This is a genomic window from Pseudomonas sp. KCJK9058, from assembly GCF_046230975.1.
Classification (GTDB): Bacteria; Pseudomonadota; Gammaproteobacteria; order Pseudomonadales; family Pseudomonadaceae; genus Aquipseudomonas; species Aquipseudomonas alloputida.
Genome location: NZ_JBJJLR010000030.1, coordinates 19,650 through 40,010 on the forward strand (window position 1 = coordinate 19,650; position 20,361 = coordinate 40,010).

Consider the following 20,361-nt stretch of genomic DNA (forward strand, 5'->3'; position numbering starts at 1 on the left):
CCTGCTGATCACAATCCATTCCATCCCTATCTATGGTCATACGCACCTCTCAATGCTCAGAAGCTCTGAGCTACATCAAGTGTGCGCTTACCCTGTCCAGAAAGGTTTTATATCAGATCACCGGACACAGGCGAGAACCTCAATACCGGGACCTTTCGCTGAACTGCATCCCACTATTGGTACAAAAATTGGTACGCGCCGGCTGTACGTCCATCCAGCACATCCCGGCAATGCAGCAGTAGCGTGGGTATCTAGCCTCAGACCGCACCGCAAGCGGCCTGAGCATCTGGCCTGTCTAATAGGGTTCAGCCAGTTTCAGCGACTTTGGCCCAATAAAACCGAGACGCTTTCGGGCGGTTTTAGACAGCTTTATTCCCCCATCCAGGCGTTCAGCCAACCAAGATCCGTCCTGGGTCGTCAGCTACACCCACCTCCCACAGTCCGCTGTCGACCCGAAGCTGCCGAAGGCGATTGGAAGCGATAGTTCAAAAATAGTCGTTTACAAATGACCGCTCATAACGTGTCGGTTGAAGGCCAGCTTGCCGCTGTTGTGCTTGCCTAGACCCAATGGGCCGCTTTAGGTAAAGACTTCAATTAATTCGGAGCTAGATGTCTGAGCGCTTGAAATGATCCCTGATTAGGTCCGCAAGACCAGAAATAGGACGATTGGCATGATCCACCGACTGGAGTCGCACCGCGAACTCGGGCAGTGTCGGTAGCCCACAATCTGCTAATGACAGGATGATATCTTCAGGCGCGAGACTCCGCAGCCAAGGTGTAACTGCAAGCCCATTGCGAACCATGGTCAATGTGGTATCGGCTGATGTATTTTCGAACACCATCTTTCCGACGATACCTTCTTCGCCGAGACGCTGAAAAACGGTATCACGAAAGGCACAATTCGCGGTCAGGAAGCACAGCGCCAACGGCCGCTGTGCTGCTGTCGCCTCGTTGCCCAACCATACCAATTGATCCACAGCCACCCTTTCGCCCAATTCGACGTCGACCGGGCCCTGACTGAGTACCAGATCGAGTTTTCCATTGCTGAACGCTTGGTCGAGATCCGTCGAGGAAGCGCTGAAAATCTTTACCTCTACCCTCGGAAAGACAGTACTAAAAGCTTTGAGTAAGGGGGCAAGCGGGGCTCCGGCCATATCGAAAGGGAGCCCTAGGCGCACCAAGGCGGCTGTTTCCCTACCGCCAATGGATGTACAGAAGGCGTCATGTATCCGCAACAGGCGACGGGCATCTGGCAGCAGCGATGTTCCTATCGAGGTCAAACGACTGCCCTGTGTGTCACGCAGTAATAACTGACAGCCGAGAAATGCCTCCAGGCGCTTGATTCGCTGGCTCACAGCTCCTTGAGTCAGATGTAGATTGACTGACGCAACGCTCATGCTCCCCGTATCCGCCACCTCGACAAAGGCTCTGAGCAGCGCCAGATCAAGGTTGTGAGTTTTATTCATATCAGGCCATTAGCAACGTTAATGCCGGTATTGTAATTCGTCGCTACTCAGAACTCACGCTTTTCTTTAGATTGCAGGGCTCAGACTGACTAACAGGCAGAAGCAAGAGTATGATAAACACTTTAGATAGCATTAACCTACGAAATGAACTGGATGCGCTCAGAGAATACTGGAAGCCGCGAGTCCTTGGTCGCGTCAATAATCAATTCGTCAAAATTGCAAAACTGAAAGGAGAATTCGTTTGGCATGCTCACGAACATGAGGACGAGATGTTTTCAGTGATCTATGGCACGCTTCGTATTCAGCTCGAAGATCGCACCATTGTCTTGAACGCAGGAGAGTTTTGCGTAATTCCCAAGCAGATGCGACACAAGCCGATCGCCGAGGATGAATGTGCGGTGATGATTATTGAAACTGATACCACACTCCATACCGGCGGAGTACATTCGCCACTTACAGTCTCGATAGATGATCAGTTGTATCCAACCTGATCCAATACAGCGGCCACGTTTTCGCGTTCGAGATTAAGATGCATAGTCAGATCTTAGCTGGGTGCATTCAATCATGCTGGGTAACCATTTCGACTTCTGGCTGCCTACCCGCGGAAGCGAGTCTTCGGTGAACGCGCATGGCGACTATGACCGTTCTTAGGCCTCGGCAAAGGCCGCTCTGGGTCGAAGGCAGCCGGTCGCGACTGACCGCAATCGACCCAAAGCTGCCGTCCGCGAAAGAGCAGCAAGAGGCCTGTAGCGCCTCTCTGACTCTACTGCTCGACGGGATCATCATGGTGCACTTCGCTACAGGCATGGTCTAGTTCGAAATCACCATCTTGGCTCTGTGTGGTTAGTCCGAGCGTGGCTAGAGTGGGCTCCAACGCACACTAACCCACTGCGAGTACCTGCCCATGAACAACCGCCTTGATTACTTCAAGCTGTCTCCCCAAGCGTCCAACAAACTGGTGGAGTTGACCCTGCAACTGAGCAAGAAGCCGTTGATGGTCGATCTTGCCCACCTGATCATGTTGCGGGCTTCGCAGCTCAACGGCTGTGCGTTCTGCGTGGATATGCATGTGAAAGAGGCGAAGATCCATGGCGAGCGCGAGCTGCGTCTTCACCACGTCGCCGTCTGGCGTGAGTCGCAGCTGTTTACGCCCGTAGAGCAAGCGGCGCTGGAGTGGACCGAAGCCCTGACCCAGTTATCGCCTCATGGTATCTCCGACAGCCTCTATGCGCGTGTGCGCGAGCAGTTTTCCGAGCACGAACTGTCGGATCTGTCGTTCCTGATCGTCGCCATCAACGGCTGGAACCGCCTCAACGTAGCTTTCCAGGCCATCCCGGGCTCATCCGATGAACTGTTCGGCCTGAGCAAGGCCAACCTCAACTGAGTAACGTGCTGATCACTGCGCCAAGCTGCTCGCCAGGAGCAGCCGAGGCGCAGTTGGTAAAGCTCAGGAGCAGACCCGACTGACGCTGCGACGAGGCAGCCCAGCGCGACAACGCCTGTACCGACATGCCCCTGCCCAGCAACTGCTCGGCCAGGGCGGTGTCGTTTACGTCCTTCGGCAAACGCAGTACCACGTGCATGCCGCCCGGCGAGCGCTCCACCTGCAGACCCTGCGGCAAACTTCGCTCCAGTGCTTCGATGGTCAATGCCCGTCGCTCGTTGTAGATGCGGCGCATGCGTTGGATATGCCGGGCAAAGTGTCCTTCGGCAACGAACTCCGCCACCATGGCCTGGGTAATTGACGGTGACCCGGCAGCGAACAAGGCCCGGCCGACGCGCTCGAACGCTGCCACCTGCGCCTGCGGCACCACCAGATAAGCCAGGCGAAGGCTGGGAAACAGCACCTTACTGAAGGTGCCGGCATACAGCACGCGTCCATGGCGATCCAAGCTGGCCAGCGCTGGGAGTGGACGGCTGACGTAGCGATACTCGCCGTCGTAGTCGTCCTCGACAATCCACCCCCCGGTGCGGGCAGCCCAATCCAATAGCAGTTGTCGGCGTGGCAACGACAGTGCCATCGACAGCGGGCTCTGATGCCCCGGTGTCACCATGGCGACCTGCGTAGCCCGGCCCCCCGCGATGGCATGCTCTACATTCATGCCATCGGCATCAACCGGCACCGCTTCCAGCTCCAGTCCGAATTGGCGAAGCACTTGGCGCGTGGGGGGATAGCCCGGGTCTTCCACCCAGGCTCGCGCCCCTGGCTGCAACAAGGTATGCGCGATCAACGTCAGGCTATTGCGCCAACCGCTGGTGATAAACACCTGGTGGGCACCGCAATCGATGCCTCGGGATACCTGAAGATACGAGGCGATGGCGCTGCGCAACGCTGGCAGGCCGTGGGGTGCCGGATAGTCCAGATCTCCCAGACGCATCCCGCGTAGATACCGGGCGCCCAGACGCGCCCATATCTTGCGCGGAAAAGCATCCAGCGCCGGCACCCCCATCTGGAATGGCAACAGCTGCGGTGGACGCCAGAGCGAATCAGGGGAGTCTTCGATCACCCGGCTGCTGACGGGTGCTGTGCTGGCCGCCAACCCGGGCTTCTGCAGTTCAGGATTGATCACGGTGCCTTTCTGCCCGAGCGCAAGGAGGTAGCCCTCGCTGGCTAGCAGTGAATAGGCCAGTTCGACGGTCCCACGGGCCACACCCAGCTCCTTGGCCATGGCGCGCGCCGACGGCAAGCGGTCACCGGCGGACAACGTGCCGGCGGTAATGGCGGCCAGCACGCGGTCGTAGAGTTGGCGATACAGAGGCAGCGCGGACTGCTCTTCCAAGGGGGCGAAAGGCGGTTTTGGCGAAGTCATCATGGACTAGTTCGTATCCCATTTCTTGGCTCAATCAAGTAGGCCAATGATAGTCCAATATAGCGCCATCACTTACGCATGAGGCCAATCCCATGACATCTACGTTGACCAACTTCATACCCAGCGTGCTCGACCTGGCCGACACGGCCCTGCGTCCCCTGGACAACATCCATGACCTGTGCGGCGCATTCCCGGTAATGCAGCAATTGCGCCCTCATCTGACCAGCGAAGCCGACTTCACCAGCCGCATCGAGCGTATGCGTGTTGAAGGCTATCACCTCATTGGCGCGTATGACTCAGGCGTCCTTGTGGCATTGGCTGGCTACCGTCTACAGGAAAACCTGGTCTACGGCGCATTCCTGTATGTCGATGACCTTGTCACTGCCGAGGCTCATCGGGGTGGCCAGTGGGGGACGCGCTTGTTGCAAGCCTTGGAGCGACTGGCCCGCGCCAGCGGCTGTGCGCGCCTGGTGCTCGACACAGGTTTGGCCAACGCTCGAGCGCAACGTTTCTACTTCCGTGAAGGCCTGTTGACTGGGGCAATGCGCTTTCAAAAACAGTTCGATACGCCATAACCCGCACACATCCAAGGAGGCAAACATCATGACATCGTCCCGACCGCTACTTGCTCCTTTGCGCGTTCTTCGCCTGGTCGCCAGCCCCAACGCAAACCATTCGGAAAGTCTGAAGCTGTCCCAGCAGATCCTGTTTGGCTTGGCCACCGAGGCCGGCAGAAGGGGTATCCAGTTGACCGATCTAGATCTCAACGCCTTGGCACCCGTCGATGCGCCTTACGCCCAGGCATTAGCCAATCAGCGCATAGTCACGGTAAGCGGGCGGGACAGTACGTTGAGCCGTTCCAACGAATTGATCGACCACCTGCAAGCATGCGACGTACTGCTGATTGCCACGCCGATGCACAACTACAGCGTGCCCGCCCCACTCAAGATGTGGATCGACCAGGTGGTACGCGTGGGTAAAACCTTTATTGGCACCGCCAAAGGTAAAGTCGGAAAGCTGACGGATCGTCCGGTCTACGTCGCAATCGCTAGCGGGGGCCACATCAGCGGTCCACAGGCCCGTCAACCGGACTTTCTGCGCCCCTATCTGTCGGCCGTCCTCGCCACCATTGGTCTCACTCAGGTGCATTATTTCACCGTTGAGGGTACCGCCAAGGGGGGGGAGTCACTGAGTACTGGAAGGGCAACAGGGTACGGTGATGTGCAGGCGTTCTTTGGTAGGCATAGCTGTCGAGTAGGTCAAGTCTAAAGTCCGCTTCAAGGCCGACATCTACTCCAGCGCTTAGGTTTGTATCTCAACTGTGCCGTATGCGAACAAGCGGCCACGCTCTTCATCGTTCATACAAAGGAAAAAATCATGAATCGTCTCAATTGGTTTGAAGCTTCACCTGGTGCAGCTAAGTCCCTCGGCGGCCTGCATCATTTCGTGACCACCGCGACAAATTTGCCAGCCTCGTTGATCCAACTTGTGTTTCTCAGGGTGTCTCAAATCAACGGCTGCGCTCATTGCATTGATCTCCACTCACGCGATCTGATCAAAGCAGGTATGTCAGTGGACAAGGTGCTGTTAGTGCCGGTATGGCATGAAGCGCAATATTTGTTCTCGGATCAGGAGCGCTCAGCACTGGCTTGGGCGGAAGAAGTCACCAAGGTAAGCGAGACACAGGTATCCGACGAAGCTTATGCAGCCGCATCGGCGATGTTTGCAGAAAAGGATCTTGTTGACCTGACAGCGGCCATTGCCGCGATGAATGCGTTCAACCGTATGGGCGTCAGCTTCCGACTCAAACCTGCGGCTAGGGCTTGATGACCTAGTGACTCGGCCTGGAGAGGTAATACTTCGGAGACTGCACCTTGCTCCTATCGCATACCGTCTGCTCCAGGCCAATTGCTGCCCTTTCCGAGCGACCACTATGGGTCGGAAGCAGCCAGTCGCGAATGGCCGCTATTGACCCATAGCAGTCAAATGCCCGATGGTGGAGTGAACCTCAGTTGCATTTCATCCGCGCTTACTAACAAGCAATTACAACGCTGATGTTTTACTGAGGTTCACTTAATCAGACCCAGCCGCACGAGACTGCCCTTGCTTACTGTGAAGCTCTTCCCTTTTGGGCGCATCCGAAATTATTTTGGACTGTTCAAAGTACTTCTCAATTTGCTCAAAACATCCCTGTATGGCCTCGACCAGATTGGGATCGAAATGCCGACCAGATTGCTCCCTGATGAATGCCTGTGCTCGCATTACGCTCCAAGCTGCTTTGTACGGGCGGGATATACGCAACGCGTCATAGACATCACACAGGGCAACAATCCTGGCAGCAAGGGGGATAGCCTCGCCGCTCAGGCCACGCGGGTAGCCTGAACCATCCCATTTTTCGTGATGGCAGTAAGCGATTTGCGCCGCCATTTCGGTCAACTCATCCATGGTCTCGTTATGCAATATGCTGTAACCGATGCCCGGATGTTCCATGATCACTTGCCGCTCTTCCGCTGTCAGGGGCCCTTCCTTTAGTAGGATGTGGTCTGGGATGCCTATTTTACCTAGGTCATGCATTGGCGCCGCCATTCTTAGACGCTCGCACCAACTGATAGGTTGCCCAATCGCGTGTGCGATCAACGCGGCTGAATTACCGATACGCTGAATGTGATCGCCGGTTTCGTTATCCCGATAGCTTGCCGCCCTGCCCAGCGCACCAATGGCAGCACAGTAGCTGGTCTGCAACTGCGCGGTACGCTGCAATACTTGCAACTCCAGATTCAGATTAGCTTCCTGCAAGCTGCGCGTCGCCTGAGCCAAACGCAAGCAATTGCGAACCCTCAATACCAGTTCAGGCAGGTCCAAAGGCTTGGACAGGTAGTCATTGGCACCTAATTCCAGCCCTTTGCGTCGGCTAACCGGGTCGGTCAATGCGGTGAGGATGATCACTGGTTGACGAGAACGGTCCCGCTCCTTCAGGCGTTCGAGAATCTGAAAGCCATTCGGCTCGGGCATATCCAGATCCAGCAGCAAGAGGTCCCATGAGTTTTCGATCAACCATTGCAGCCCAGTTGCCGACTCCGAGAATGACACCACATTTGTCAAACCAAAGGCTTTCAGGCTCGAGGCCAGTAAACGCAAGTTGGCGCTAACGTCGTCTATCACGACAATGCGCACATCGTCAGGAATATCAGTGAACATCGGTGGACTCCTTTTCCAATAATGCCCTGAGCAATTCGGCAAGTTCTTCCCGGGCCACAGGCTTGGCAAGAACTCCCTGAAACTCAACGCCCAGCAACGCCAGCTTGCGCGGCTGGCTGCCGATCAGCACCAGTGACATGAATTCCGCACCAGCAGTGCGACGGATTCGTCCCAACGCCCCAAGTGCTGGTGCCTCGTCCCCATCACAGTCAAGCAGCAGCACATTGGGGGCACCCTGTTCGCGTGCCTGAATCAGGCACTCATCTAGCGTGCCATGCTCGAAGCGGGTCTCACCGCTCAACGAATCTGGCAGTTGCGTGATGATGTCGACATCACTACCAGCATAAAACACGAGCGGATCACTCACTTCCTCGGGGCACTCAAGCTGTGTGGCGTCGAGCAATTCGATCCAGAAGCGGCTGCCCTCACCCGGTGTGCTGCGCAGCCCCATTGAGCCACCCATGAGGCCCGCCAGCTCACGGCACAGCGCCAGCCCGATACCGGTGCCCTGAATCGAAGTGTTTTCCTTGCCCAAACGTTGGAACGGCTCGAACAGTTCTGCTTGCAGTTCAGGCTCGATACCCATGCCACCGTCCTCGACATACAGGCGCACAACACCAGAGAGCAACTCAGCGCCGACCAGCAACTTGCCTCCGGGTCGGTTGTACTTGATGGCGTTGGAAAGCAAGTTCAACATTACCTGGCGCAGACGTCTGGGCTCCGAATGCACCCAACAGTCCCTGGGCACTGGACAGAGCCGCAGCTCCAGCCCTGCTGCCATAGCCTGGGGTGCCATCATCTCAGAACAGTGCTCCAGCAAACTGGCGACCTGAACCGATACTAGGCTGAGGTGCTGCGGTTCTGCCTGCAGACTCGACCAGTCCAGCAAGTCGTCGACCAAGGTAGTCAGGTGGCTGCTCGCAGCTAGAATCTCTTGGGCCTGATCTTTGGCAACAGCATCCTGCACTTGCAGTTGCAACAGCTGGCCGAAGCCATGAATGGCGTTAAGAGGAGTGCGTAGTTCGTGGCTGATACTGGAGATAAACCGGGACTTCGCCTGGTTCGCAGCTTGCGCTTGATGTGTTCGCTCCTTGAGATCCGCCTCGACCAGTTTGAGCATGTCGATATCGACCAAGGTGCCGAGCGCTGTTCGACCCGCGTCGAACGAGACGTCCAGCATCTGACCTTGGCACAATAGCCATAATGCGCTGCCATCGCCCTTGCGTACTCTCAACTCCACCTCGATACGCTGCTGAATCCCTGAGCGCAGGCGATCGAGCACCCCTTGGAATTGCCCCGCACTTTGCGCGTCAAGTTTCTCCAGAAACGCTTCTCTGGAAATATTGTTGCTTGTCCAGCCCAGACGCTTGCACAACCCGCCATGCAGGCTCAGACAGTCATCATCCAGATGGAACTCCCACATTCCCGAGGTGGGGTAGTCCATGATCAGCATCAGCCGCTGCTGGGCCATCCGTCGATGCAAATCGCTGGTCGCTAATTGCCCTCCCATGGTCAGTACATCGCCGGCCATTTGATCCAGCTCCTGGATTTGCGATCGGGCCCGCGCTGGCTGCCAATGCCCTCGCCCGATCTCTCTGAGCATTGAGCGGATATCAGCAATGGTTTCGCGCAAGCGCTCACTCAGCCTTCGCGAACGCACCCACAACACACTGAAGTAGGCCAAATAAAATACGACCAGGCCGCCAATCATGAGATAGCCAATCGTGCGGTAATGGGCAGCCAGCTCATTGGTAGCGCTCATGACACTTTCTTTGTCGACCACAGCCAACAAGTGCCATCCGGTATTGCTGATCGCGCTCCAAGCTACAAGATGCTCACGCCCTTTCAACGGCAATTGCATACTGCCGGAGCGGCCCTCGCTCAACCGGGCCGCCAATTGCCGGGTATCGTCCCGCGACATCAAGTTGAAGTTCTGCGGTTTGAAGTGCTCGCTACTGAGCTTGCTCTGGGCCGGGACATCGATCAGTTCCTGAAGATCGAAATCGTGCTCGGACTTCTTGGGCATGGCCATGATCGTCCCATCACGCCCTACGAGCAGCAGGTAGCCGTCCCAAGGCACTTTCAATTCTTCAAGCTGTGGCAAAATTCCGCCAATGGTCACATCGAGACCCACTACGCCTTCCAGAAAATCCCCGGCGTAAACAGGTGCCACTGCCGACATCATCCAGCCATGGCCTGCCGGGTCTAGGTAAACCTCGGTCCAGCGGGTGCTGCGCTCCGGGTTGTGCGCCAGATCAGCCAGGTAGTAGAAGTTGAAGTCCGGGATGCGCATGTCATGCGGGTACTGCTCCTCAGTGCGGAACCACGGATAAATGCGGTTATAGCTGTCCCAGCTGTTGAAATACAGGCTGGCAATGGTTGCATCGTGATTCTTTATTTCCTTGAGCATGGGATCGAGGGATGCTAGACGGTGGACCTTATCAAGGTCCTGCTGATCCAGGGGCGTAACCGAGGAGTAGAAAGACGCTGCACCGCCCCGGTCTGCGGGGCTGAACCGAACGCCTTGCGGGGATACTGCCAAGGTTTCCGTGGAAACTGCTGGCGGTTGTTCCAAGACAAGTGCGGTGAGCCGGGCAAGCAAGCTTGCGGTATCACCGACATGTTTCAACTGGTTCTCGATTATGCGCGCATTCTGCTCTGCACTCGCAGCCAGGCTCTGGCTGGCACTGCGGTCAAGATAGCCCAGCTGGGCATCCCGGATAGCCTGGTTGGTGAACAAGTAGCAGCCTATCAGTACCGTCTCAACGAGAATCAGGGGAATTAGCGCGCTGCGCAAGAACGCTCGCCACATCCACTGGCGTAACACAATCCGACCAGGGGCCTTGCTCATTTCGCCTCCTGCATGCCCGTTGACATGAACATTAGTAGCTATTCGCCACCACTGTTTTTATAGCCAATGAGCCAGAAATACAAACTCCCTTCGTCGGTTAATTTTAGAAAGTTTTCAAACATTGCCAACCATCAATTGGCTGTATTAGAGCCACGGCAAATAACATTCATTTGCAAATCACACCAGCTACCGGCTGCTTTTACCTCTCGGATGATGATGGGTCGCCCTTACCAATGATTAGCCCGCTAAATACTGACTCAGCTCAACGAAACGTAAGAATCCAAGCATGTGTAACAAGATTTTTCCCTCGGCTCGATTGACATCATAAGGCCATCAATTAGCCTCCAATTCATCAACCCTCCCATGCAGGTGCCATCACTCAGACCCTCACCGACCCGCTCGCGAAAACTGCAGGACGCGCAATTGAGCTAATGGATAAGCATTACAAGAAATTGCCTAGTGCGTTCACAGAGGCTGCATCATGCGAAATAACCTTCCGGTCACCCAGAAAGAACTCGAATTCTCAGCAGGCCAGCGTCTGATCTCCGCTACCGATTTGCACGGCAAACTGACGTACTGCAATGACGAGTTCGTGGCGGTAAGCGGTTATACACGCGAGCAACTGCTCGGTAGCCCTCACAACATCGTCCGCCACCCTGATATGCCCAGTGCAGTTTTTGCCCACATGTGGTCCTATCTCAAGGACGGCAAAAGCTGGATGGGGGTGGTGAAAAACCGCTGTAGCAACGGCGATCATTACTGGGTCAACGCCTACGTCACGCCGATATTCGCTCAGGGTGTACTCACCGGCTATGAGTCGGTTCGGGTAAAGCCTGATCGGGAGCAGGTGCAACGAGCGATTCATTTATACGCCAGGCTCAAAGACAACAAGCAAAGCCGACCTGTACGCGAGCGTGTCGGCTTCTGGGTTCGAATGATATTACCGCCGGCACTGGTTGCTGCAGCCAGCGCAGGGGTTTTCGAACTGGCAGGCACAATACCAGGCGCGCTCACTGCTGCAATCGGGATGTTTGCCTTGCAAGGACTTGCCGAAGTGTTGACCCGCAGGACCCTCAACAGTATTCGCAGTGTCTCTGCAGGCAGCTTCGACAGTGAGCTGATCGCCCGGACCTACACCGACGAGCGTGGCATGGCCGGGCAATTGCAGATGATCCTGATCAGCGAGCAGGCCAAGATCCGCACCGCCTTGAGCCGGTTAGGCGACTTTGCCAACCAGACCGCTGCCCTCGCCACACAGAGCCAGTCGCTGTCGCGTCAGTCAGAGCAAGCCTTGACCAAACAACGTGATGAAGCCGACATGGCTGCCACTGCCATGAACCAGATGGCGATGTCTATTGCCGAAGTAGCAGTGCATATCAATCACACTGCCAAAGCAGCAGATGAAGTCAATCTGCTCACCCAAACCGGTTCGCAGGAAGCCCAAAAAACCCGCAATGTGATTGAGAAGCTGGCTGATACGGTGGAAGCAGTAAGCCACTCGGTGGAAGGCTTGGCCAATGAAACCCAGACCATCCAGCAAGCGGCAAACATGATTCGATCGATCGCCGAACAGACCAACTTGCTCGCACTCAACGCTGCGATCGAAGCCGCTCGGGCAGGCGAACAAGGACGGGGGTTTGCCGTGGTTGCCGATGAGGTACGGGCGCTTGCGTCCAAAACCCAAGAGTCAACGCAAACCATCCAACGCATTATCCAGACCCTTCAAGATGTGGCCAACCAGGCGGTCACAGTCGCACGTCAGGGCAGCGGTGAGGCCGTCAATGGGGTTGCACAGGTGATCAGCACCCAGCAGGCGTTAGACGGTATCAACACTGCAGTCGGTCGTATTCACGAGATGAGCCAGCAAATGGCCACTGCCTCCGAAGAGCAAGCCCACGTCGCGGAAGAAATCTCCCGACAGATCACCAGCATTGCACAGGTCTCGGACCAGAACGCCGATATCGCTGAGAACTCCTGCGCGTTAGGCGGGGACCTGGAGAACACGGCGCACGCACTCAACGCATTGGTCACCCGCTTCAACGGCTGACCCACACCCAGCTGCATCCACGAGGTGAAAAATGGCTGGTCTATTGGAAACCGTCGACAGCCGGACGCAACTGGCTGGTAAAAACCGCCTGGAGCTATTGCTGTTTCGTTTTGACGACAAGCAGCTCTACGGTATCAATGTGTTCAAGGTGCGAGAAATTCTTAAATGCCCGCCAATGTCTCACTTGCCTGGCTCCCACCACGTGGTATGCGGCGTAGCGAATGTCCGCGGCAAGTCAATATCGATCCTTGACCTTGCGCAGGCCACTGGACTGCTAGCGCTGCGTGACCGCGAGAATGCCTACGTGATCATCACCGAGTACAACGGCCGCACGCAGGGCTTTCTGGTCAGCTCCGTCGAACACATCGTCAATCTGAACTGGGAAGGCATTCATCCTCCCCCCCGTGGTAGTGGCCGGCATAATTACCTGACTGCCGTAACCAATATGGATGGTGAGCTGGTCGAGATCATCGATGTGGAGAAAGTGCTCAACGAGGTTTCATCTGTACCGGAGTACCTTAGCGATGGCAGCATTGATGAAGACATTCGGCAGCAGGCGAGCCGGTTTCGGGTCCTGATCGTCGATGATTCTTCGGTGGCTCGACGGCAGGTCAGCCGCTGCCTGCAGGCAGTGGGGGTACAGGTATTGACCTGCAATGACGGCCGCCAAGCCCTTTCACTGCTAAAAGAGATGCTCAAGGACGGCAACCAACAGCCCGAGGACCTGTTGATGATGATCTCTGACATCGAAATGCCGGAGATGGATGGTTACACACTTACCGCCGAGGTTCGCTCCGACCCGTATTTATCGAGCTTGCACATCGTGCTGCACACCTCCCTATCCGGCGCGTTCAATGAGAGCATGGTGAAAAAAGTCGGCGCGGACCAGTTTCTCGCCAAGTTTCGTCCTGACGAGCTGGCAGGTTTGGTAATGGACCGCATACGGAAATCCGCTTCACAGCATTCGTTCAAAGAGGCACGTCAGCCATGTTCGAGTTTCTGAAAGACGTCCGTGCTCCAAACTGTCCAGATGTCGCGTGCCAGTTGGCCGCCATGGTTGCGCACAACTATGGGCTGAACAAGCTTGAGCGCCTTATGGATGACGTCCTCACCCCTTCAGCTCACCGGGATGAACGCATGATTCAGGTAGCGCGTCAATTGCATATTGCTCAGTGGGAGCTGGAGGTCATTTGCGCCTCTCGAAGCGTCGAACAGTTCAGCAGTGCGCTGCTGGCTGCCCATGGCCAACTTGCAAACATGCTCGAGATGGAGTGGGCTGATTATTGTTCATTGGTAACTACACCAAGACCAATCAAATTGTAGTTCGGGCGACCATGTAAGGGGAGGCTAAAGCGTTCGCAGTAATCCAATCTCCACTCCTGCAAGTCTCAGACTAAGTATTGAGAGTGCAGCGACGGTCTGATCTCGACCGTCGCTTTGGATGGTCAGGCCTCAGTCTGTTCTGCCATCTCCAAGGCATCGTCGACCTCAATGCCTAGATATCTGACGGTGCTTTCAAGCTTCGTGTGGCCAAGCAGGAGTTGGACTGCCCTTAGATTCTTTGTTCTACGATAGATCAAGGAGGCCTTCGTTCGCCGCAGCGTGTGAGTGCCGTACATGGCTGGGTCAAGGCCAATGGCTGTCACCCAGGCTTTCACTATTCGAGCGTATTGTCTGGTGGAGAGATGATCTGAACCGTGTAGCCGACTCGGAAACAGACAGTCCTCGCTACGGAGGTGAGCCTGATGCATCCAGGTTTCCAAAGCCATACGGGTTTGCTCGGTGATCTCAAATTGCACCGGATGTTGAGTTTTCTGCTGCATCATGATCGCTCGTGACGACACATGCTCTCCATGGGCTACGTCCCGTACACGAAGCTTAGTTAAGTCGCAGGCTCGCAGCTTGCTGTCGATGGCCAAGTTGAACAACGCCAGATCCCTAGATTTCTCCGCGATCTGGAGCCTTACCCGGATGGCCCAGATATCTCTGAGTCGGAGCGGGGCTTTCTGCCCGACTAGCTTTCCCTTGTTCCATGGGCGATGAGTGTAGGTAGCAGCGGTTTTCATGGGTTGTCCTCCGCGTTAAGGGAGAACAGGATGAACTCGATACGATGGACGGTCGCTAACCGGCGTTTGTTACCTTTCACAAACGACCGCAATGGGTCGATAGCTGCCGGTCGCGAATGACCGTTTTCGACCCAAAGCAGCCGCTCAAAGGTATCGACAAATCTAACGGCGGCTCAAAGCCGCTCACAACCACCTAACGCAATTTGTTACAACTTAGCCCTTGCGAGATGGGGATTGGATCCTATTCTGACTTTTCAATCCGAAGTTGGAGCATGTGATGTCTCAAGGCATTTTTTACGTCAAGTTCAAAGCCAATACAGGCGACTACGGTGATGGGATCGTGGTTGTGAAGGATGGTTCAGCGAATGGTGGCGATGCTCACTACCTGTATCGAGGCAAAGTGCCTGCACATTCAGGCGAATTTCAATCGCAGTTCACGATCTCAAAATGGAAGTCAGGGAACACCAATGTCGTTGGCATTGACAACTACGTGCTTGAGGCAAAAGGCGCGGTGGACTACGAAGGAGGGAAGCTACAGCTGGATGGCGTGGTTGTCGGACAACCCCACCTAAAAATGACCATCGCCGGCCAGAAAATTGCCGACGCTGAGTAAACTTCGACTGCGTAGGAGTGCTAACACTAAAAGCCCTGCAGCGCCGGATAAAATGGACTTTGGGGCTTTATTCACAAGTCACGGGTACAGCTCAATTGGTACCGAGCGGCTTAGTTTATGTATGAGTACCTCATTTGCCCCATTAGAACCCCTCACGAAATTTCAGCTGGCTTGAGTAATCGCGCCTTAGCGAATGAATGGCTAGGGATTCGAGTCTCATCTGCAGTCACCATTGGCCGCCTAGGGCCATTAAATAAGGCCTTGTCCGCTCGACCCGTTTGGCACTCGCGGCATACTGCTACCCTAAATTTTCCATGAGTAGACTTTACTGTTAATTTTGGTCTACCCTGCCTAAGGCCGCTACCGTCCAATACAGGTCAGCCAAGGCCGGTGGCTTAAAGCTAGTACAAACTAGCCTAGTGGTTTTCACCCCGATTTCCTTACGAACCTTCGCACAGTTCTCATCAGAACACTACCCTCACACTGACAGGCTTCCAGCTCCAGCATAGTCCCTAGTGTGCTCTGGCTCCGTTTAGGGGATGTAGTTTCGAAGTCGAGAGCCAATCGCATATTTGGTTTAGTATCTAGCCAATTCGCTACTACGCAGCGTCCCGCTACTACGCTGCTTTACCTAGAGTCAAACCCATGTCGACCATACCCACTTCTGTCTTCGGAGACCCCTCCCAGGTTTGGAGCGTTCCACCAGAAGACTTGATCCGGCAAGCAACGGCTTCGATTCGTGGATATGTCTACCAGCTCCACGCCTCGGCTGCCGCGTGGTTGGAACTGAGGGCAGACGATGACCTCTACCTAGAGGTCGCCGAGGACTTCACCGAGCTTCTCCGTGAGCCAGGCAGGATGGATGACGTTCTGAGGGCCACGCAGGTGAAGGACACGCGCGAGTCCGGGGCTGTGACGTTAAACTCGCCAGATGTGCTAGCCGCAATTGAGTCTCTGCACCGACTGCGCGCCTGCAATCCTGGTCGCGAAGTAAGGTTTGTATTTCTGACCACATCGCGCATCGGACAAGAGCGGAAGGATGCTTTGCCTTCCGGCGTGGCTGGTCTGACTGCGTGGGAAGCGGCTGCTTCTGGAGGGGACGTTGGGGAGCTGCGCACAGCTCTTCTTCAGCGTACGCTTTCTGAGGCGCTTCGAACCTTTGTATCAAATAGCCTTGCCGAGCAACTTAGAGTTGAGCTTCTCAGTCCAATGGTATTTGCATGCGGTGCACTGGATTGGCGCTCTCTTGAAGAGAGCAATCGGCGAGCTATCGTGAATCGCCGACAGCAGCTCCGGTCAACCGCAGACATGGCACATCGCGCATACGATGCTGTGTTCCGCGATGTCGTTGCTTGCGTGCTCGGGCCGAATCCGCGTCGCTTAAACGGAACACAACTTCAAGCTTGTCTGGAGATCGCGACTTCCATCGCAGTTCCGTCAAGTGTCGCTGTAGACTTATTAGGTGAGCGCTCCGGACGGCCAAGCACTGTTCTGTCCATTGACGAGCTACGCGACCTAGCGGAGTTGTTAATTGAGGCTGGCACACCGCCTTCGATCGATCTGCTATTTCCTGGAGCCAAGTCTACAGCTCGGAACGCACTTGTGAACGTATTCTCAGCGGAGCCGCGACTCACTGAGATCACGTTCGATAAGACTCCCATGAGCGTGTCGTTATCAGATCTCATTGGGCTCCCGGAAAAAAAACACCTCATCGTAGGCCAGCCTGGCTCAGGCAAGACGCATGCACTCTGGCACGCGGCAAAGAAGTTACTCGCAGCCGACACGATCATCCCGCTCTATCTCCCGGCAGGACAAGCGACAGGCTGGCACGACTTAGAGGAGATGGTTAAGGAGGCGGCTCCTGGCGTCAAATTATCTACTTTGTTTCAAGACCCACGAATCTGTATTTTCGTCGACAGCTGGTCCGAATTCGCGGGCGATGTGAAGGTACCCGAGAAGCGACGTGCACTGCGCGCCTTACGGAGCGCCCGCTTAATTGCGACTGCCAAGTTCGCGGATATCGAAGACGGTCCCCTTACGCAGTGGACTCTCGAGCTGCTCCCGCCCGAACGGGTAGCCCGCGCGGTCGCAGCCGCAGCACCAGGCGAAGCGCTTCCACCAAGTCCGGTGATTGACCTGCTGCGTCTACCCCTCCTTTTGGCCATCCAAGTTCTTTCGGACGCGCGCTCTGCGACGACTGGCGACCTCCTGCGTCAATTCCATGAGCACCTTATGCAAGGGCTACCCGAGTGCTTCACTGAAGCACTAGCCGGTGCCGTAGCCGACTTATCCCTGGCGGGAACGCGATCTTTTGGTCGTCTTATGGATGAGCTCCGAACTCGATCAGCTAAGTTTGAAATTACTGACCCGGCAAGGCTTCTAAGAAGCCTCGGCACGATTCTCGAGCGCGGCGGTCAGGCAGTCCCCTGCCACGACCTTTACTGGAGCTGGCTCACCGGACGCGGCCTACTGTCCGACGCTGTCGCCGAGCGAGCAGTGGATACACTCCGGACCCGTGAGAGCTATGCCCTGGCTATACAATCGGGTGGCCGCGCAGCAGAGGGCGACGTAAACGCAACCATTAAGGAAGATTTTGTGTTGGCCGCTGCGCTCGACTTAAGCCGCGGTGCAGAACGACCTACGCCGGTCCTAACAGAAGCGCTTTCCCACGCTCTGGCAGATCCTCGCTTGGCTGTGCGTAATCGTGCCGCCATTGCTGCACTTGAGGGGGGGCGGCCGGAACTTTTTCGCACCGCTCTGGAGGTACTCGCTGATCTAGGACGATCCAGCATGTACCCATCGGAGTGGAAGCAAGCCCTCCGCCCAAAAGTGCTATATGCTCAGCGGGCCACACTCGCCGACTGGATAGGGGGACCGAATAGCAGTCTCGTCCTCAACGCAATTGCCGAAAGTGGTGGGCCAGAGTGGAGTCTTTGGCTAGAGCAAGTTGCGGCTCAAGGCCAGATAAGTTGGGCAGAGGCGGCCGCAACCGCGCTTGGCTGCTGTGGGGATGTACCGCAATGGGTTCGCCCTCATCTTGACGCTACCATCGCTTCGCACGCTTGGTTACTTCGGCCAGTTGCAGCAAGACGCGGCAACAGAGCCCTGGCTCGATTCATTGCTATCGAATACGAACGCTTGGTCGAATCTGTCGTAGAGCTGAATTCCAGCGGGTGGATTGAACTTAACCGAGTGCTCGTCGGCTGCGGTGATGACGACGTGTTCAGTCATCTACTATCCCGCTTTTCGTCCATGAGACCAAGAGCTCAAGAACTTCTCGGCTTTGCTGTCGTGGAACGTGGCTCACCATGGGTAGCTCGCTTTCAGCGCGTAGCTTTAGTAACTGGAGCCCCTCATCATCACAAGCTCGCCAAAGAGTTCTCGTGCGAAATTGATGACGAAACAGCGCGGGCCTGGATTGCCGCAGGTCATGATGAAGCAGGCTGGAGGGTACTAATCGCGCGTCATCGCGAGGGAATACTGCCTGAGTTGATTAGACAGTTGCCACCATCCTTCGCGGGTATCGACCACATCCCTGCACTTGCCCACATGCGTTGGCTTCCGAGCGCTCCGGTTACTCTCATCGACGAGATCTGGGGTCGGCTGGGCAGCCCAATGCAGCCGAAGGCGATGCAAGATTTACTCAACGCTACTGCGCAAGTCTATCCAGTGGGAATTCCACACATTGTAAGATTTATTGTGGAGCAACCCAACGCACTTCCAGGGTATCACCTCCGCCAAGCCCTTATGCTTTATCGGGACTGGCAAAAGAGATCTGGTGCAATGATTGGTGTAAGGGCGCTTGATGGTATCGAGCACCCTTTTCCCGATTGGATCGCACTTTATAGTGTGATAAGCCGATGGGAGGATCATTTCACCCCAGAGTTGTTAACCCTTACGCCAGAATTAGCGATCGAATGTGTCGTGCATCATCTCGACGACAATCGTGCGGCTGCGGTACTGAAGTCGTTAAAAGGAGTGACTGCCTACAGCACTCCGCTTTTGGATCGCATGCTTGCAGTGCCTTCACTCGCTGAGCTTATTCCACAAGTATTCGCCGAGAGCTTCGGCCTGTTTCCTATCGATGCTCTCGAACGCTGTATTACATCGGGCGATATCGACCAGAAAAGTTTGCTGTATCGACTAGCTGCAACGGCGAACCCCCTCCATCGTGCCATTCATGAAGGGCTTCTTGAGCGCGTCCTAGCGTGTCCGCCTGAATGGCATGACCTACGTCACGTAGCGGACATGCTAAGAGCTTACTCCCGGGAGGAGGTTCTCCAAATTATTGACGCAGTATCTTATGGCCGTAAGGATTGCTGGTTTTGGTTTGTTCGCTTGGTAGAAGCGACGAGGGGCGAGCGTTTGATTAACGAGGACGGCGCTGTTCGGCATTATCAGTCTCAAAATCTACCGTAGTAAGTGCATTTCCCCGTGATCGCTTCTGGCCGTTAGCTGTCAGTGTGAAGAGCAGCTTTGGGTCGAATCGCGACGGTCATACCTCGACCGTCGCTGGACGCTGTCAGACCTCCGTCTGCTCTGCCATCTCCAATGCGTCATCGACTTCAATGCCCAGGTATCGCACTGTGCTTTCAAGCTTTGTATGGCCGAGCAGGAGCTGAACTGCTCTCAAGTTCTTTGTCCTGCGATAGATCAGCGATGCCTTTGTACGTCTCATCGTGTGGGTGCCGTACATAGCAGGATCTAGCCCAATAGACTTTATCCACGCTTTGACGATTCGGGCGTACTGCCGGGTGGAGAGATGCACTGAGGCGTGTAGCCGGCTTGGGAAAAGACAATCCTCGCTGTGGAGTTGGGCTTGATGTATCCAGCCCTGTAGGGCCAGCCGCGTTTGCTCTGTAATTTCAAACTGTACGGGACGTTGGGTTTTCTGCTGCATCACTATCGCCCGAGATGACACGTGCTCCCCATGAGCAACGTCGCGTACGCGAAGCTTGGTCAGATCGCAGGCTCGTAGCTTGCTATCGATGGCCAGATCGAAAAGGGCTAAATCACGAGTTTCCTCCGCGATTTGGAGCCTTACCCGAATGGCCCAGATATCTTTCAGTCGAAGCGGAGCTTTCTGCCCGACCAATTTTCCTTTGTTTCAAGGCTGATGGCTGCTGGTCGTAATGGCGTTCATGGCTTGTCCTCCATGTGAGGTAGGACAAGGATGGTCAACCCAATCCAGAGGCGCTAACCGACCCAATACCGCTCGAAGCAGAAGCGCCGCGTCTCGACGGAGTCGCCATTCATCTTCCAACCTTCTGGCTCGTCACCACGAATCCAGCGTTCATTGCTTGGCAGCTT

The 20,361-nt window shown here is 55.6% G+C and carries 16 protein-coding genes; 10 read left to right on the forward strand and 6 right to left on the reverse strand.

Annotated features, from left to right (window positions below):
* Window positions 1-605 precede the first annotated feature (605 nt).
* The gene (locus ACK59Z_RS16625) at window positions 606-1,466 is read right to left on the reverse strand and encodes a LysR family transcriptional regulator (protein WP_409293475.1); all 861 of its coding nucleotides are present in this window, start codon (window positions 1,464-1,466) and stop codon (window positions 606-608) included.
* Window positions 1,467-1,576: 110 nt separating this feature from the next.
* Here ACK59Z_RS16625 and ACK59Z_RS16630 point away from each other — a divergent pair, with 110 nt between their 5' ends.
* Both ACK59Z_RS16630 and ACK59Z_RS16635 read left to right on the forward strand, forming a co-directional pair.
* Window positions 1,577-1,957, forward strand: a complete 381-nt coding sequence (locus ACK59Z_RS16630) for a cupin domain-containing protein (RefSeq protein ID WP_409262696.1) — start codon at window positions 1,577-1,579, stop codon at window positions 1,955-1,957.
* Window positions 1,958-2,370: 413 nt separating this feature from the next.
* Complete coding sequence (locus ACK59Z_RS16635; protein WP_108190607.1) at window positions 2,371-2,850, forward strand: carboxymuconolactone decarboxylase family protein; 480 nt, start codon at window positions 2,371-2,373, stop codon at window positions 2,848-2,850.
* Here ACK59Z_RS16635 and ACK59Z_RS16640 read toward each other — a convergent pair.
* Window positions 2,843-4,279, reverse strand: coding sequence for a PLP-dependent aminotransferase family protein (locus tag ACK59Z_RS16640; protein ID WP_108190606.1), 1,437 nt, complete (start codon window positions 4,277-4,279; stop codon window positions 2,843-2,845). The genes ACK59Z_RS16635 and ACK59Z_RS16640 overlap by 8 nt on opposite strands.
* 89 nt (window positions 4,280-4,368) lie before the next feature.
* On the opposite strand from ACK59Z_RS16640, the gene ACK59Z_RS16645 reads away from it, so the two are divergent.
* From ACK59Z_RS16645 to ACK59Z_RS16655, 3 genes are all read left to right on the forward strand, one after another.
* Window positions 4,369-4,851, forward strand: a complete 483-nt coding sequence (locus ACK59Z_RS16645) for a GNAT family N-acetyltransferase (protein WP_108190605.1) — start codon at window positions 4,369-4,371, stop codon at window positions 4,849-4,851.
* A gap of 28 nt (window positions 4,852-4,879) precedes the next feature.
* Window positions 4,880-5,545 (forward strand): FMN-dependent NADH-azoreductase, encoded by a 666-nt coding sequence (locus ACK59Z_RS16650; protein ID WP_108190604.1) that lies wholly within the window; start codon window positions 4,880-4,882, stop codon window positions 5,543-5,545.
* Between the two features lie 108 nt (window positions 5,546-5,653).
* The gene (locus ACK59Z_RS16655) at window positions 5,654-6,103 is read left to right on the forward strand and encodes a carboxymuconolactone decarboxylase family protein (protein WP_409293478.1); all 450 of its coding nucleotides are present in this window, start codon (window positions 5,654-5,656) and stop codon (window positions 6,101-6,103) included.
* 246 nt (window positions 6,104-6,349) lie between these two features.
* Here the strand turns inward: ACK59Z_RS16655 and ACK59Z_RS16660 are convergent, their stop codons facing one another.
* Together ACK59Z_RS16660 and ACK59Z_RS16665 are read right to left on the reverse strand one after the other, a co-directional pair.
* Complete coding sequence (locus ACK59Z_RS16660) at window positions 6,350-7,474, reverse strand: HD-GYP domain-containing protein (protein WP_409293480.1); 1,125 nt, start codon at window positions 7,472-7,474, stop codon at window positions 6,350-6,352.
* Entirely contained in the window at window positions 7,464-10,325 is a 2,862-nt protein-coding gene (locus tag ACK59Z_RS16665) for a sensor histidine kinase (RefSeq protein WP_409293482.1), read from the reverse strand. Before ACK59Z_RS16665 ends, ACK59Z_RS16660 begins: the two co-directional genes overlap by 11 nt.
* A 481-nt stretch (window positions 10,326-10,806) precedes the next feature.
* Here ACK59Z_RS16665 and ACK59Z_RS16670 point away from each other — a divergent pair, with 481 nt between their 5' ends.
* From ACK59Z_RS16670 to ACK59Z_RS16680, 3 genes are read left to right on the forward strand one after another with little or no spacing between them, the layout of a single operon-like run.
* A complete protein-coding gene (locus tag ACK59Z_RS16670; RefSeq protein ID WP_409293484.1) occupies window positions 10,807-12,372 on the forward strand; it encodes a methyl-accepting chemotaxis protein in 1,566 nt (521 codons plus the stop codon).
* 31 nt (window positions 12,373-12,403) lie between these two features.
* Window positions 12,404-13,375: a chemotaxis protein CheV gene (locus ACK59Z_RS16675; RefSeq protein WP_409293486.1), complete on the forward strand. Its 972-nt coding sequence runs from the start codon at window positions 12,404-12,406 to the stop codon at window positions 13,373-13,375.
* Window positions 13,360-13,695: a hypothetical protein gene (locus ACK59Z_RS16680; RefSeq protein ID WP_409293488.1), complete on the forward strand. Its 336-nt coding sequence runs from the start codon at window positions 13,360-13,362 to the stop codon at window positions 13,693-13,695. Before ACK59Z_RS16675 ends, ACK59Z_RS16680 begins: the two co-directional genes overlap by 16 nt.
* A 122-nt stretch (window positions 13,696-13,817) precedes the next feature.
* Here the strand turns inward: ACK59Z_RS16680 and ACK59Z_RS16685 are convergent, their stop codons facing one another.
* On the reverse strand, window positions 13,818-14,438 hold the full coding sequence (locus tag ACK59Z_RS16685; protein WP_409293490.1) for a tyrosine-type recombinase/integrase: 621 nt from the start codon (window positions 14,436-14,438) through the stop codon (window positions 13,818-13,820).
* Window positions 14,439-14,715: 277 nt separating this feature from the next.
* Between ACK59Z_RS16685 and ACK59Z_RS16690 the strand changes: the two genes are divergently transcribed.
* Both ACK59Z_RS16690 and ACK59Z_RS16695 read left to right on the forward strand, forming a co-directional pair.
* Window positions 14,716-15,051 carry a GrlR family regulatory protein gene (locus tag ACK59Z_RS16690; protein WP_108190343.1) on the forward strand — a complete coding sequence of 112 codons (336 nt, stop codon included), beginning with the start codon at window positions 14,716-14,718 and terminating at the stop codon, window positions 15,049-15,051.
* Window positions 15,052-15,696: 645 nt separating this feature from the next.
* Window positions 15,697-19,470, forward strand: a complete 3,774-nt coding sequence (locus ACK59Z_RS16695) for a hypothetical protein (protein ID WP_108190344.1) — start codon at window positions 15,697-15,699, stop codon at window positions 19,468-19,470.
* Window positions 19,471-19,573: 103 nt separating this feature from the next.
* Here ACK59Z_RS16695 and ACK59Z_RS16700 read toward each other — a convergent pair whose 3' ends face one another.
* Entirely contained in the window at window positions 19,574-20,146 is a 573-nt protein-coding gene (locus ACK59Z_RS16700; RefSeq protein ID WP_258229802.1) for a tyrosine-type recombinase/integrase, read from the reverse strand.
* Window positions 20,147-20,361: the final 215 nt, after the last annotated feature.

Excerpts from the sequence above, each read along its gene's own strand:
- ACK59Z_RS16680 (WP_409293488.1), top strand. The coding sequence starts at position 13,360 with ATGTTCGAGTTTCTGAAAGACGTCCGTGCTCCAAACTGTCCAGATGTC.
- ACK59Z_RS16685 (WP_409293490.1), bottom strand. The coding sequence starts at position 14,438 with ATGAAAACCGCTGCTACCTACACTCATCGCCCATGGAACAAGGGAAAG.
- ACK59Z_RS16630 (WP_409262696.1), top strand. The coding sequence starts at position 1,577 with ATGATAAACACTTTAGATAGCATTAACCTACGAAATGAACTGGATGCG.
- ACK59Z_RS16650 (WP_108190604.1), top strand. The coding sequence starts at position 4,880 with ATGACATCGTCCCGACCGCTACTTGCTCCTTTGCGCGTTCTTCGCCTG.
- ACK59Z_RS16675 (WP_409293486.1), top strand. The coding sequence starts at position 12,404 with ATGGCTGGTCTATTGGAAACCGTCGACAGCCGGACGCAACTGGCTGGT.
- ACK59Z_RS16670 (WP_409293484.1), top strand. The coding sequence starts at position 10,807 with ATGCGAAATAACCTTCCGGTCACCCAGAAAGAACTCGAATTCTCAGCA.
- ACK59Z_RS16640 (WP_108190606.1), bottom strand. The coding sequence starts at position 4,279 with ATGATGACTTCGCCAAAACCGCCTTTCGCCCCCTTGGAAGAGCAGTCC.
- ACK59Z_RS16645 (WP_108190605.1), top strand. The coding sequence starts at position 4,369 with ATGACATCTACGTTGACCAACTTCATACCCAGCGTGCTCGACCTGGCC.
- ACK59Z_RS16695 (WP_108190344.1), top strand. The coding sequence starts at position 15,697 with ATGTCGACCATACCCACTTCTGTCTTCGGAGACCCCTCCCAGGTTTGG.
- ACK59Z_RS16660 (WP_409293480.1), bottom strand. The coding sequence starts at position 7,474 with ATGTTCACTGATATTCCTGACGATGTGCGCATTGTCGTGATAGACGAC.
- ACK59Z_RS16665 (WP_409293482.1), bottom strand. The coding sequence starts at position 10,325 with ATGAGCAAGGCCCCTGGTCGGATTGTGTTACGCCAGTGGATGTGGCGA.
- ACK59Z_RS16625 (WP_409293475.1), bottom strand. The coding sequence starts at position 1,466 with ATGAATAAAACTCACAACCTTGATCTGGCGCTGCTCAGAGCCTTTGTC.
- ACK59Z_RS16635 (WP_108190607.1), top strand. The coding sequence starts at position 2,371 with ATGAACAACCGCCTTGATTACTTCAAGCTGTCTCCCCAAGCGTCCAAC.
- ACK59Z_RS16690 (WP_108190343.1), top strand. The coding sequence starts at position 14,716 with ATGTCTCAAGGCATTTTTTACGTCAAGTTCAAAGCCAATACAGGCGAC.
- ACK59Z_RS16655 (WP_409293478.1), top strand. The coding sequence starts at position 5,654 with ATGAATCGTCTCAATTGGTTTGAAGCTTCACCTGGTGCAGCTAAGTCC.